The organism is Aeromonas sp. R2-3 (assembly GCF_040908375.1).
Classification (GTDB): domain Bacteria; phylum Pseudomonadota; class Gammaproteobacteria; order Enterobacterales; family Aeromonadaceae; genus Aeromonas; species Aeromonas veronii.
This window is the reverse complement of the sequence record NZ_JBFODP010000004.1, coordinates 153,947-164,329: the sequence shown is the minus strand read 5'-3', so window position 1 is coordinate 164,329 and position 10,383 is coordinate 153,947. Positions and strand designations below refer to the sequence as shown.

Sequence of the window (10,383 nt, the reverse complement as noted above, 5' to 3'; positions counted from 1 at the left end):
GCAGTTGAGGCAGTTGAGGCAGTTGAGGCAGTTGAGGCAGTTGAGGCAGTTGAGGCAGTTGAGGCAGTTGAGGCAGTTGAGGCAGTTGAGGCAGTATCAGAATGGATTAAAAGAAAAGCCGGGACAAGCCCGGCTTTTTCTTTATCACTCAGCAGCTGCTTCAGCAGCGGCCGGGCGGTCTACCAGCTCAATATAAGCCATAGGGGCGTTGTCACCTGCACGGAAACCGCATTTCAGAATGCGAGTATAACCGCCGGCGCGCTCCAGGTAGCGCGGGCCCAGTTCATTGAACAGCTTAGCCACGATCGCGTTATCGCGAGTACGGGCAAATGCCAGGCGACGATTAGCAACGCTATCAGTCTTGGCAAGGGTGATCAGCGGTTCAACTACACGACGCAGCTCTTTTGCCTTAGGCAGAGTCGTCTTGATGATCTCATGACGAACCAGGGAGCTGGCCATGTTGCGGAACATTGCCTGACGATGGCTGCTGTTCCGGTTCAGTTGACGACCACTCAAACGATGGCGCATGACCTTATCCTTCTAACTAAATCTGTGAAACCCGTAATCTGGATTACTCGTCAGCGATGCTGGCGGGCGGCCAGTTCTCAAGGCGCATGCCAAGAGACAGACCACGGGAGGCCAACACGTCCTTGATCTCAGTCAGGGACTTCTTACCGAGGTTAGGAGTCTTAAGCAACTCAACTTCGGTACGCTGTACCAGATCACCAATATAGTGGATAGCTTCTGCCTTCAGACAGTTCGCAGAACGAACTGTCAGCTCCAAATCATCGACAGGACGTAGCAGAATCGGATCAAACTCGGGTTTCTCTTCTTTCTTCTCGGGCACGCTGACATCGCGCAGATCCACGAAGGCTTCCAGTTGCTCGGCCAGAATAGTGGCAGAACGACGGATGGCTTCTTCAGGATCCAGGGTACCATTGGTCTCCATGTCGATGACCAGCTTGTCCAAGTCGGTACGCTGTTCCACACGTGCTGCCTCAACATTGTAGGCAATACGAACGATGGGGCTGAACGCAGAGTCCAGCAGCAGGCGACCAATCGGGCGCTCTTCGTCATCGTTGTGAACACGAGCAGAAGCAGGCACATAACCACGACCGCGCTGAACTTTCAGGCGCATGCTGATTTCAGCATTGGCACCAGTCAGGTGGCAGATTACGTGCTCCGGGTTTACGATCTCGACTTCATCACCGTGAGTGATATCACCAGCGGTAACGGGGCCTGTTCCAGACTTGGTCAGGGACAGAGTTACCTCGTCCTTGCCTTCCAGCTTCACAGCGATACCTTTCAGGTTGAGCAGGATTTCAAGAATGTCTTCCTGTACACCTTCTTTGCTGCTGTACTCATGCAGTACCCCGTCAATTTCGACTTCAGTAACTGCACAACCGGGCATAGATGACAGCAAAATACGACGCAGGGCGTTGCCCAGCGTGTGACCAAAGCCACGCTCGAGTGGCTCAAGAGTCACTTTCGCATGAGTCGGGCTAACTTGCTCGATGTCAACTAGCCGCGGTTTAAGAAAATCTGTTACAGAACCCAGCATTGTGTCCTCTCTTTAGAAGCTAGCTTTACTTGGAGTAAAGCTCGACGATCAGCTGTTCGTTAATGTCGGCAGACAGGTCGGAACGCTCTGGCAGACGCTTGAAAGCACCTTCCATTTTAGCGGCGTCAACCTCTACCCAAGTCGGCTTCTCACGCTGACCAGCAACTTCCAGGGAAGCTTTGATACGCGCTTGCTTCTTAGCCTTCTCACGAACGCAGATCACGTCCTCAGGGGAAACCTGGAAAGAAGGAATGTTCACAACGCGACCGTTTACCATGATGGCCTTGTGGCTCACCAGCTGACGAGATTCAGCACGGGTAGCGCCGAAGCCCATACGGTAAACAACGTTGTCCAAACGACCTTCCAGCAGCTGCAACAGGTTTTCACCGGTGTTACCCTTTTGACGGGCAGCGTCGCGGTAGTAGTTGCGGAACTGTTTTTCCAATACGCCGTAGATACGACGAACTTTTTGTTTCTCGCGCAGCTGAACACCGTAGTCGGACAGACGCGCTTTACGCGCACCGTGCTGACCAGGGGCGGTGTCAATCTTGCACTTAGAATCAATCGCACGAACACCTGACTTCAGGAAGAGGTCGGTGCCCTCACGACGGCTAAGCTTAAGCTTAGGACCGATATATCTTGCCATCTTCTTTCTCCAACAATCCTAGACCAAGTAGCTACAGCGTTATACGCGGCGCTTCTTGGGAGGACGACAACCGTTGTGCGGGATCGGAGTCACATCAGTAATGTTAGTGATGCGGAAACCAGCCGCGTTCAGGGCGCGGATGGAAGACTCACGACCGGGACCCGGACCTTTGACCATGACTTCCAGGTTCTTGACGCCATATTCTTTGGCCATCTCACCAGCGCGCTCGGCAGCTACCTGAGCAGCGAACGGGGTGGACTTACGAGAACCACGGAAACCGGAACCACCAGAAGTAGCCCAAGACAGAGCATTGCCCTGACGGTCAGTAATGGTCACGATTGTGTTGTTGAAAGATGCATGAACGTGCGCAATACCGTCGCTCACTTGCTTTTTAACGCGCTTGCGAGCACGAGTCGGAGTTTTAGCCATTTTCTACCTTCCCGTTACTTCTTGATAGCCTTGCGCGGACCCTTACGGGTACGAGCGTTGGTCTTGGTACGTTGACCACGAACAGGCAGGCTACGACGGTGACGCAAACCACGGTAGCAACCCAGATCCATCAATCGCTTGATGTTCATGGAAATCTGACGACGCAGGTCACCTTCAACGGTGAATTTACCTACTTGTTCACGCAGACTCTCGATCTGAGCTTCGTCCAGGTCTTTAATTTTCACATTCTCAGCGATACCGGCTGCGGCACAGATGGCCTTGGAGCGGGTACGACCGACGCCATAAATCGCAGTCAAAGCGATGACTGCATGCTTATGGTCAGGAATGTTAATGCCAGCGATACGGGCCACTATTCACTCCTACATATAGTAGATTACGACCACCACAAAGCCCGTGAGCGGATACGTGGCGGTCAACCAATACACAACAAAAGTTGGCTGGCTATATTAGCCAGCACAACTATTTGTTGCAAGTACTAACCGTAAAAAATTAGCCTTGGCGCTGTTTATGCTTTGGCTCGCTGCAAATCACACGCACCACACCGTGACGCTTGATGATTTTGCAGTTACGGCAGATTGCCTTAACGGAAGCACGAACTTTCATTGCTTAACTCCGTAACTACGCCGACCTTTAGCGGCCGTAGCCCTTCAGGTTGGCCTTCCTCAGGACGTCACCATATTGATGAGACATCATATGGGTTTGTACCTGAGCCATGAAGTCCATGATAACTACCACGATAATCAGCAGCGAAGTGCCACCGAAGTAGAACTGTACGTTCCAAGCAGTCATCAAGAACTGGGGTACCAGACAGATAAAGGTTATATAGAGCGCACCTGCCAATGTCAGGCGAGTCATAACCTTATCGATGTAACGTGCTGTCTGCTCGCCCGGGCGAATCCCCGGGATAAAGGCTCCACTCTTCTTCAGATTATCTGCTGTCTCGCGGGGGTTGAACACCAGCGCGGTATAGAAGAAGCAGAAGAAGATAATGGCTGCTGCATACAGCATCTCGTAAAGCGGTTGACCCGGCTGCAGGACCATAGAGACCTGTTGCAGGATATCAGCTACTTTACCCTCACCCTGACCAAACCAGGAGGTAATGGTCCCCGGGAAGAGGATGATACTGGATGCGAAAATCGCAGGAATCACACCAGCCATATTCACTTTCAACGGCAGATGTGTGCTTTGCGCGGCAAATACCTGGCGGCCTTGTTGACGCTTGGCATAGTTAACGACGATACGACGCTGACCACGCTCCACGAACACCACAAAGTAAGTCACTGCGAAAACAATCAAGCCCAGCAACAACAACAGCAGGATGTGCAATTCCCCTTGACGTGCCTGTTCGGCCGTAGCGCCAATGGCATGCGGCAGACCAGCAACGATACCTGTGAAAATAATCAACGAGATACCATTACCAATCCCACGCTCGGTAATCTGCTCACCCAACCACATCAAAAACATGGTACCGGTGACCAGACTCACAACCGCTGTGAAATAGAAGCCTAGACCCGGATTAGTCACGAGTCCATGCATCATATTCGGCAGACCGGTTGCAATACCAATGGCCTGGAAAGTTCCCAAAACCAGCGTGCCCCAACGGGTATATTGGCTAATCTTGCGACGGCCGGATTCACCTTCTTTCTTGAGTTCAGCAAGAGCGGGGTGAACCACTGTCAGCAGCTGGATAATGATCGACGCCGAAATGTACGGCATGATCCCCAACGCAAGAATAGAAGCACGCGAGAGTGCACCACCACTGAACATGTTGAACATCTCAATGATGGTGCCCTTCTGTTGCTGGAACAACTCGGCCAGTACGGCGGCGTCAATACCAGGAATCGGCACATAAGAGCCTGCACGGAAAACGATAATCGCCCCGAGAACGAAGAGCAGACGGCTCTTCAGTTCACTCAGACCACCCTGTGCTTTAACATCCAATCCTGGTTTCTTAGCCATTGTACTGATTATTCCTCGATTTTACCGCCAGCGGCCTCGATGGCTGCGCGTGCACCTTTGGTGACGGACAGACCACGAACGGTCACAGCACGGTCAATGTTGCCTGACAGAACAACTTTAGCGAACACGATGTTCTTAGTAACAACACCGGCTTGCTTCAGAGTGCTCAGGTCGACCACATCACCTTCTACCAGGGCGATTTCGTTCAGACGCACTTCGGCAGAAACCAAAGATTTGCGAGAGAAGAAACCGAACTTCGGCAGACGGATTTTCAAAGGCATCTGGCCGCCTTCGAAACCGTTGCGGACTTTACCGCCACCGGAACGAGATGTCTGGCCTTTAACACCACGACCACCAGTCTTGCCCAGGCCGGAGCCGATACCACGACCACGACGTTGTTTTTCAGGCTTGGAACCAGCGGCCGGAGACAGAGTGTTCAGACGCATGCTTAGCCCTCCACCTTAACCATGTAATAAACCTGGTTGATCATGCCGCGTACGCAAGGAGTATCTTCCAGCTCAACGGTGTGACCAATGCGACGCAGACCCAGACCACGCAGAGTCGCCTTGTGCTTTGGCAGACGGCCGATAGAGCTGCGAGTTTGAGTTACTTTTACAGTGTTAGCCATGTCGCATTACCCCAGAATTTCTTCAACGCGCAGACCACGCTTGGCAGCGATCTGTTCCGGTGATTGACCGTGAACCAGAGCGTCTACAGTAGCGCGAACAACGTTGATTGGGTTGGTGGAACCGTAGGTCTTGGCCAGCACGTTGTGGATACCGGCAACTTCCAGAACAGCACGCATAGCGCCGCCTGCAATGATACCAGTACCTTGGGAGGCCGGCTTCATGAACACGGTGGAGCCAGAGTGAACACCACGCACCGGGTGGTGCAGAGTGCCGTTGTTCAGCTCAACCTTGTTCAGGTTACGCTTAGCCTGTTCCATTGCTTTTTGAATAGCAGCCGGAACTTCACGGGCTTTACCGTAACCGTAACCTACACGGCCGTTACCATCACCCACCACGGTCAACGCGGTGAAGGACATGATACGACCACCTTTAACAGTTTTCGAAACACGGTTTACTGCAATGAGCTTTTCTTGCAGTTCGCCGGCTTGAGATTCGACTTTAGCCATCTTCGACTCCTAGCTTAGAACTGAAGACCAGCGTCACGTGCGGCAGCTGCCAGGGCAGCGATGCGACCGTGATACTTGAAACCGGAACGATCGAAAGATACGTTCTGAACGCCTTTGGCAATAGCACGCTCAGCGATAGCCTTACCTACAGCGGTAGCAGCATCTGCGTTACCGGTGTATTTCAGAGCTTCACTGATGGCTTTCTCTACTGTGGAAGCAGAGGCCAGAACTTCGGAACCGTTGGCTGCAATAACCTGCGCATAGATATGACGCGGGGTACGGTGAACAACCAGACGGGTAGCTCCCAGTTCCTGCATCTTTTTCCGAGCACGAGTAGCACGACGGAGACGAGCTGCTTTCTTGTCCATAGTGTTACCTTACTTCTTCTTAGCTTCTTTAGTACGCACTTGCTCGTTGGCATAGCGTACACCCTTGCCCTTGTAGGGCTCCGGAGCGCGGTAAGCACGGATATCGGCGGCGACTTGGCCAACCAGCTGCTTGTCGACGCCACGCAGAACGATTTCTGTAGCAGTCGGGCACTCAGCGGTCACACCAGCCGGCAGTGCATGCTCTACCGGGTGAGAGAAGCCCAGAGCCAGCGCAACAGCATTGCCCTTGATGGAGGCTTTATAACCTACACCAACCAGCTGCAGCTTGCGCTCGAAGCCTTGGGTAACACCGATTACCATGTTGTTGACCAATGCACGGGCAGTACCGGCCTGAGCGTCAGCACCAGCGATGCTGCCGCGCGGGGCGAACTTCAGTACATTGTCTTCTTTGGTCACTTCTACACCGGCGTGAATAGAGCGAACCAGAGAACCTTTACCACCTTTGATGGTCAGTTCCTGGCCGTTCAGAGTCACCTCTACGCCAGCAGGAATAGTGACGGGTGCCTTAGCAACACGAGACATTTCCTACCTCCTATTAAGCGACGTAGCAGATGATCTCACCGCCCATGCTTGCTTTGCGAGCAGCACGGTCAGTCATCACACCTTTAGACGTGGACACGATAGCAACACCGAGACCGCCCATAACTTTCGGCAGATCAGTAGTGCGCTTGTAAATACGCAGGCCTGGACGGCTTACGCGTTGGATCAGTTCTACAACTGGCTTGCCCTGGAAATATTTCAGTTCAATTTCCAGTTCCGGCTTCACGTCACCAGCTACGGAGTAGCCAGCGATGTAACCTTCTTCTTTCAGCACTTTGGCGATAGCCACTTTCAGCTTGGAAGAAGGCATGGAAACCGCAACTTTGCTCGCCGCCTGACCGTTACGGATGCGGGTCAGCATATCCGCGATCGGATCTTGCATGCTCATAAGTCTAACTCCCGAGATTCGTTACCAAGAAGCCTTCTTCAGGCCCGGAATTTCGCCCTTCATGGCATGCTCACGCACCTTGATGCGAGACAGGCCAAACTTGCGCAGGAAACCGTGCGGACGACCAGTAATATTGCAACGGTTACGCTGGCGGGACGGACTGGAATCACGGGGCAGCTGTTGCAGTTGCAGTACAGCATCCCAACGCGCTTCTTCAGAAGCGTTCATGTCAACGATGATAGCTTTCAGCTCGGCACGCTTGGTCGCGTACTTGGCTACCAGCTTGGCACGCTTTGCTTCGCGCGCTTTCATGGATGTTTTAGCCATAACCCTAACCTTACTTGCGGAATGGGAAGTTAAAGGCAGCCAGCAGAGCACGGCCTTCTTCATCGGTATTCGCGGAAGTGGTGATGGTGATATCCAGACCACGGACGCGATCGACTTTGTCATAGTCGATTTCCGGGAAGATGATCTGCTCACGCACGCCCATGGAGTAGTTACCACGACCGTCGAACGCTTTAGCGTTCAGGCCACGGAAGTCACGGATACGCGGTACGGAGATGCAGATCAGCCGTTCCAGGAACTCCCACATACGCTCGCCACGCAGGGTTACTTTACAACCTATCGGGTAGCCTTCACGAATCTTGAAGCCCGCAACAGATTTGCGAGCTTTGGTGATCAGCGGCTTCTGACCGGAAATGGCAGCCATATCGGCAGCAGCATTTTCCAGCAATTTCTTGTCAGAGATCGCTTCACCAACACCCATGTTCAGGGTGATTTTCTCGATCCGAGGGACTTGCATGATAGTCTTGTAACCGAACTGCTTGGACAGTTCATTTACTACATCGGATTTGTAGTAATCATGCAGTTTCGCCATCGTTAAACTCCAATTACTTCACAAGTTCGCCGGTGGATTTGAAGAAACGGACTTTTTTGCCGTCTTCAATCCGGAAACCAACGCGGTCAGCTTTGCCAGTGGCAGAGTTGAACAGCGCTACGTTTGATACATCGATGGGGGCTTCTTTGGTGACGATACCGCCAGCCTGACCCAGTGCGGGTACCGGCTTCTGGTGTTTCTTCACCTGGTTGATGCCTTCCACGATTACCTTACCTTTTGCAATCAGGACTTGAGTGACTTTGCCACGCTTGCCCTTGTCTTTGCCGGTAAGAACAATCACTTCGTCTTCGCGACGGATTTTAGCTGCCATCGTTCGACTCCTTACAGTACTTCGGGTGCCAGGGACACAATCTTCATGAACTTCTCATTACGCAGTTCACGGGTCACCGGGCCAAAAATACGAGTACCGATTGGCTGTTGGTTGTTGTTAAGCAACACAGCCGCATTGTTGTCGAAACGGATGACAGAGCCGTCCGGACGACGAACGCCTTTACGGGTGCGTACGACCACCGCGTTATACACATCACCTTTCTTCACTTTACCGCGAGGAATGGCTTCCTTGATGGAAACCTTGATGATGTCGCCGATGCCGGCGTAACGGCGGTGCGAGCCACCCAGAACCTTAATACACATTACACTGCGAGCGCCGGAGTTGTCGGCAACACCCAGCATACTTTGCATCTGGATCATCTTAGTGCTCCGCTTTGTTTACTTCTTATCCCTAATGGGATCTGGCTGCCTTCAAAAGGCGCGAAACTATAACACAGGATTTTCAGAAAAGGTAGCCTAAAAAACAAACGGCCCCTGAAAGGGGCCGCTTGGACTACAAAGTACCGATTAGGCCTTTTCTACAACGGCAACCAGGGTCCAGGACTTGGTCTTGGACAGCGGGCGGCATTCGCGGATTTCCACGAGGTCACCAGCTTTGCACTCGTTGTTTTCGTCATGCACGTGCAGCTTGGTAGTGCGCTTGATGATCTTACCGTAGATCGGGTGCTTTACCTTGCGCTCGATAGCAACAGTGATGGACTTGTCCATCTTGTCGCTGATTACACGACCTTGCAGAGTACGGATCTTGTCAGTCATTACGCACCTGCCTTCTCAGTCAGTACAGTCTTGATACGTGCGACGTCACGACGCACTTGTTTCAGAGTGTGAGTCTGAGCCAGCTGGCCGGTGGACGCTTGCATGCGCATGTTGAATTGCTCACGCAGCAGGCCCAGCAGCTCCTGGTTCAGTTCTTCGACGCTCTTTTGACGCAGATCTTGGGCTTTCATCACATCACCGTCTTAATTACGAAAGTGGTCTGAACAGACAGCTTAGCTGCGGCCAGGGCAAACGCTTCACGCGCCAGAGCCTCAGGTACACCGTCCATCTCGTACAGAACCTTGCCAGGCTGGATCGGGCAAACCCAGTATTCCACGTTACCCTTACCTTTACCCATACGAACTTCGAGGGGCTTTTCGGTGATGGGCTTGTCCGGGAACACACGGATCCAGATCTTACCTTGACGCTTAACGTGACGGGTCATGGCACGACGGGCTGCTTCGATTTGACGAGCAGTCAGCTGACCACGGGATGTCGCCTTCAGGCCAAAGGTACCGAAGGATACTTCGTTACCAGAGGTGGCCAGACCGCGGTTACGACCCTTGTGGGTCTTGCGGAATTTAGTACGCTTAGGTTGCAACATTTACCGAATCTCCTTACTTAGCAGCGCGGCGCTTGTTGTCACGCTTGGGCTTTGCAGGAGCTTGCTCTTGAGCAGCGGCAGCGTTAACAGCAGCCAGACCGCCCAGAACTTCGCCCTTGAAGATCCAAACTTTAACGCCGATCACACCGTAAGTGGTGTGGGCTTCAGAAGTTGCGTAGTCGATGTCGGCACGCAGGGTGTGCAACGGCACACGACCTTCACGGTACCATTCGGTACGCGCGATTTCAGCGCCGCCCAGACGACCGGAAACTTCCACTTTGATGCCCTTGGCACCCAGGCGCATTGCGTTCTGTACGGCGCGCTTCATAGCACGACGGAACATTACACGACGCTCCAGCTGGGAAGTGATGCTGTCGGCAACGAGTTTGCCATCCAGCTCCGGCTTGCGGACTTCGGAAATGTTGATCTGAGCAGGCACGCCAGCAATAGTGGCTACAGCTTTGCGCAGCTTCTCAACGTCTTCGCCTTTCTTACCGATTACAACACCCGGACGAGCGGTGTGAATGGTCACACGGATGCTCTTGGCCGGACGCTCAATGGTGATCTTGGACAAGGACGCGTTTTTCAGTTCCTTGGTCAGGAACTGGCGTACTTGAAAATCGCTGTACAGGTTGTCAGCGAAGTCTTTGGTGTTCGCGAACCAGGTAGAATTCCAAGGCTTGGTAATACCCAGGCGAATGCCATTAGGATGTACTTTCTGACCCAT

The 10,383-nt window shown here is 52.9% G+C and carries 21 protein-coding genes; all 21 read right to left on the bottom strand.

Features of this window, described 5'->3' with window-relative positions:
• Positions 1 to 144: 144 nt before the first annotated feature.
• On the bottom strand, positions 145 to 528 hold the full coding sequence (rplQ, locus tag AB5Z02_RS01900; RefSeq protein ID WP_005307999.1) for a 50S ribosomal protein L17: 384 nt from the start codon (positions 526 to 528) through the stop codon (positions 145 to 147).
• Between the two features lie 43 nt (positions 529 to 571).
• Positions 572 to 1,561 carry a DNA-directed RNA polymerase subunit alpha gene (gene rpoA / locus AB5Z02_RS01895; protein WP_005307997.1) on the bottom strand — a complete coding sequence of 330 codons (990 nt, stop codon included), beginning with the start codon at positions 1,559 to 1,561 and terminating at the stop codon, positions 572 to 574.
• Positions 1,562 to 1,586: 25 nt separating this feature from the next.
• The gene (rpsD, locus tag AB5Z02_RS01890; RefSeq protein WP_005340600.1) at positions 1,587 to 2,207 is read right to left on the bottom strand and encodes a 30S ribosomal protein S4; all 621 of its coding nucleotides are present in this window, start codon (positions 2,205 to 2,207) and stop codon (positions 1,587 to 1,589) included.
• 39 nt (positions 2,208 to 2,246) lie between these two features.
• Complete coding sequence (gene rpsK / locus AB5Z02_RS01885) at positions 2,247 to 2,636, bottom strand: 30S ribosomal protein S11 (RefSeq protein ID WP_005307993.1); 390 nt, start codon at positions 2,634 to 2,636, stop codon at positions 2,247 to 2,249.
• 14 nt (positions 2,637 to 2,650) lie between these two features.
• Positions 2,651 to 3,007, bottom strand: a complete 357-nt coding sequence (gene rpsM, locus AB5Z02_RS01880; RefSeq protein WP_005307991.1) for a 30S ribosomal protein S13 — start codon at positions 3,005 to 3,007, stop codon at positions 2,651 to 2,653.
• 139 nt (positions 3,008 to 3,146) lie between these two features.
• Positions 3,147 to 3,260, bottom strand: a complete 114-nt coding sequence (gene rpmJ / locus AB5Z02_RS01875) for a 50S ribosomal protein L36 (RefSeq protein ID WP_005319705.1) — start codon at positions 3,258 to 3,260, stop codon at positions 3,147 to 3,149.
• Positions 3,261 to 3,287: 27 nt separating this feature from the next.
• Positions 3,288 to 4,616 (bottom strand): preprotein translocase subunit SecY, encoded by a 1,329-nt coding sequence (secY, locus tag AB5Z02_RS01870; RefSeq protein ID WP_005340602.1) that lies wholly within the window; start codon positions 4,614 to 4,616, stop codon positions 3,288 to 3,290.
• Positions 4,617 to 4,624: 8 nt separating this feature from the next.
• A complete protein-coding gene (gene rplO / locus AB5Z02_RS01865; RefSeq protein ID WP_005340604.1) occupies positions 4,625 to 5,062 on the bottom strand; it encodes a 50S ribosomal protein L15 in 438 nt (145 codons plus the stop codon).
• 2 nt (positions 5,063 to 5,064) lie between these two features.
• A complete protein-coding gene (gene rpmD / locus AB5Z02_RS01860; RefSeq protein ID WP_005307985.1) occupies positions 5,065 to 5,244 on the bottom strand; it encodes a 50S ribosomal protein L30 in 180 nt (59 codons plus the stop codon).
• Positions 5,245 to 5,250: 6 nt separating this feature from the next.
• Positions 5,251 to 5,751 (bottom strand): 30S ribosomal protein S5, encoded by a 501-nt coding sequence (gene rpsE / locus AB5Z02_RS01855; protein WP_005340605.1) that lies wholly within the window; start codon positions 5,749 to 5,751, stop codon positions 5,251 to 5,253.
• Positions 5,752 to 5,765: 14 nt separating this feature from the next.
• Complete coding sequence (rplR, locus tag AB5Z02_RS01850) at positions 5,766 to 6,119, bottom strand: 50S ribosomal protein L18 (RefSeq protein ID WP_005340606.1); 354 nt, start codon at positions 6,117 to 6,119, stop codon at positions 5,766 to 5,768.
• A 9-nt stretch (positions 6,120 to 6,128) separates the two neighbouring features.
• Positions 6,129 to 6,662, bottom strand: coding sequence for a 50S ribosomal protein L6 (gene rplF, locus AB5Z02_RS01845; protein WP_005340607.1), 534 nt, complete (start codon positions 6,660 to 6,662; stop codon positions 6,129 to 6,131).
• Between the two features lie 13 nt (positions 6,663 to 6,675).
• On the bottom strand, positions 6,676 to 7,068 hold the full coding sequence (gene rpsH / locus AB5Z02_RS01840; RefSeq protein ID WP_005307980.1) for a 30S ribosomal protein S8: 393 nt from the start codon (positions 7,066 to 7,068) through the stop codon (positions 6,676 to 6,678).
• Between the two features lie 21 nt (positions 7,069 to 7,089).
• Positions 7,090 to 7,395, bottom strand: a complete 306-nt coding sequence (rpsN, locus tag AB5Z02_RS01835) for a 30S ribosomal protein S14 (RefSeq protein WP_005340609.1) — start codon at positions 7,393 to 7,395, stop codon at positions 7,090 to 7,092.
• A gap of 10 nt (positions 7,396 to 7,405) precedes the next feature.
• Entirely contained in the window at positions 7,406 to 7,945 is a 540-nt protein-coding gene (gene rplE / locus AB5Z02_RS01830) for a 50S ribosomal protein L5 (RefSeq protein WP_005331162.1), read from the bottom strand.
• A 13-nt stretch (positions 7,946 to 7,958) separates the two neighbouring features.
• Positions 7,959 to 8,276, bottom strand: a complete 318-nt coding sequence (gene rplX, locus AB5Z02_RS01825; RefSeq protein ID WP_005307977.1) for a 50S ribosomal protein L24 — start codon at positions 8,274 to 8,276, stop codon at positions 7,959 to 7,961.
• A gap of 11 nt (positions 8,277 to 8,287) precedes the next feature.
• Positions 8,288 to 8,656, bottom strand: coding sequence for a 50S ribosomal protein L14 (rplN, locus tag AB5Z02_RS01820; protein WP_005307975.1), 369 nt, complete (start codon positions 8,654 to 8,656; stop codon positions 8,288 to 8,290).
• Between the two features lie 147 nt (positions 8,657 to 8,803).
• Positions 8,804 to 9,052: a 30S ribosomal protein S17 gene (rpsQ, locus tag AB5Z02_RS01815; protein ID WP_005307966.1), complete on the bottom strand. Its 249-nt coding sequence runs from the start codon at positions 9,050 to 9,052 to the stop codon at positions 8,804 to 8,806.
• Complete coding sequence (rpmC, locus tag AB5Z02_RS01810) at positions 9,052 to 9,243, bottom strand: 50S ribosomal protein L29 (protein ID WP_005307965.1); 192 nt, start codon at positions 9,241 to 9,243, stop codon at positions 9,052 to 9,054. The genes rpsQ and rpmC overlap by 1 nt, the downstream gene beginning before the upstream one ends.
• The gene (gene rplP, locus AB5Z02_RS01805; RefSeq protein WP_005340612.1) at positions 9,243 to 9,656 is read right to left on the bottom strand and encodes a 50S ribosomal protein L16; all 414 of its coding nucleotides are present in this window, start codon (positions 9,654 to 9,656) and stop codon (positions 9,243 to 9,245) included. Before rplP ends, rpmC begins: the two co-directional genes overlap by 1 nt.
• A 13-nt stretch (positions 9,657 to 9,669) precedes the next feature.
• Entirely contained in the window at positions 9,670 to 10,383 is a 714-nt protein-coding gene (gene rpsC, locus AB5Z02_RS01800) for a 30S ribosomal protein S3 (protein WP_005307962.1), read from the bottom strand.

Excerpts from the sequence above, each read along its gene's own strand:
- rplQ (WP_005307999.1), bottom strand. The coding sequence starts at position 528 with ATGCGCCATCGTTTGAGTGGTCGTCAACTGAACCGGAACAGCAGCCAT.
- rpoA (WP_005307997.1), bottom strand. The coding sequence starts at position 1,561 with ATGCTGGGTTCTGTAACAGATTTTCTTAAACCGCGGCTAGTTGACATC.
- rpsD (WP_005340600.1), bottom strand. The coding sequence starts at position 2,207 with ATGGCAAGATATATCGGTCCTAAGCTTAAGCTTAGCCGTCGTGAGGGC.
- rpsK (WP_005307993.1), bottom strand. The coding sequence starts at position 2,636 with ATGGCTAAAACTCCGACTCGTGCTCGCAAGCGCGTTAAAAAGCAAGTG.
- rpmJ (WP_005319705.1), bottom strand. The coding sequence starts at position 3,260 with ATGAAAGTTCGTGCTTCCGTTAAGGCAATCTGCCGTAACTGCAAAATC.
- secY (WP_005340602.1), bottom strand. The coding sequence starts at position 4,616 with ATGGCTAAGAAACCAGGATTGGATGTTAAAGCACAGGGTGGTCTGAGT.
- rplO (WP_005340604.1), bottom strand. The coding sequence starts at position 5,062 with ATGCGTCTGAACACTCTGTCTCCGGCCGCTGGTTCCAAGCCTGAAAAA.
- rpmD (WP_005307985.1), bottom strand. The coding sequence starts at position 5,244 with ATGGCTAACACTGTAAAAGTAACTCAAACTCGCAGCTCTATCGGCCGT.
- rpsE (WP_005340605.1), bottom strand. The coding sequence starts at position 5,751 with ATGGCTAAAGTCGAATCTCAAGCCGGCGAACTGCAAGAAAAGCTCATT.
- rplR (WP_005340606.1), bottom strand. The coding sequence starts at position 6,119 with ATGGACAAGAAAGCAGCTCGTCTCCGTCGTGCTACTCGTGCTCGGAAA.
- rplF (WP_005340607.1), bottom strand. The coding sequence starts at position 6,662 with ATGTCTCGTGTTGCTAAGGCACCCGTCACTATTCCTGCTGGCGTAGAG.
- rpsH (WP_005307980.1), bottom strand. The coding sequence starts at position 7,068 with ATGAGCATGCAAGATCCGATCGCGGATATGCTGACCCGCATCCGTAAC.
- rpsN (WP_005340609.1), bottom strand. The coding sequence starts at position 7,395 with ATGGCTAAAACATCCATGAAAGCGCGCGAAGCAAAGCGTGCCAAGCTG.
- rplE (WP_005331162.1), bottom strand. The coding sequence starts at position 7,945 with ATGGCGAAACTGCATGATTACTACAAATCCGATGTAGTAAATGAACTG.
- rplX (WP_005307977.1), bottom strand. The coding sequence starts at position 8,276 with ATGGCAGCTAAAATCCGTCGCGAAGACGAAGTGATTGTTCTTACCGGC.
- rplN (WP_005307975.1), bottom strand. The coding sequence starts at position 8,656 with ATGATCCAGATGCAAAGTATGCTGGGTGTTGCCGACAACTCCGGCGCT.
- rpsQ (WP_005307966.1), bottom strand. The coding sequence starts at position 9,052 with ATGACTGACAAGATCCGTACTCTGCAAGGTCGTGTAATCAGCGACAAG.
- rpmC (WP_005307965.1), bottom strand. The coding sequence starts at position 9,243 with ATGAAAGCCCAAGATCTGCGTCAAAAGAGCGTCGAAGAACTGAACCAG.
- rplP (WP_005340612.1), bottom strand. The coding sequence starts at position 9,656 with ATGTTGCAACCTAAGCGTACTAAATTCCGCAAGACCCACAAGGGTCGT.
- rpsC (WP_005307962.1), bottom strand. The coding sequence starts at position 10,383 with ATGGGTCAGAAAGTACATCCTAATGGCATTCGCCTGGGTATTACCAAG.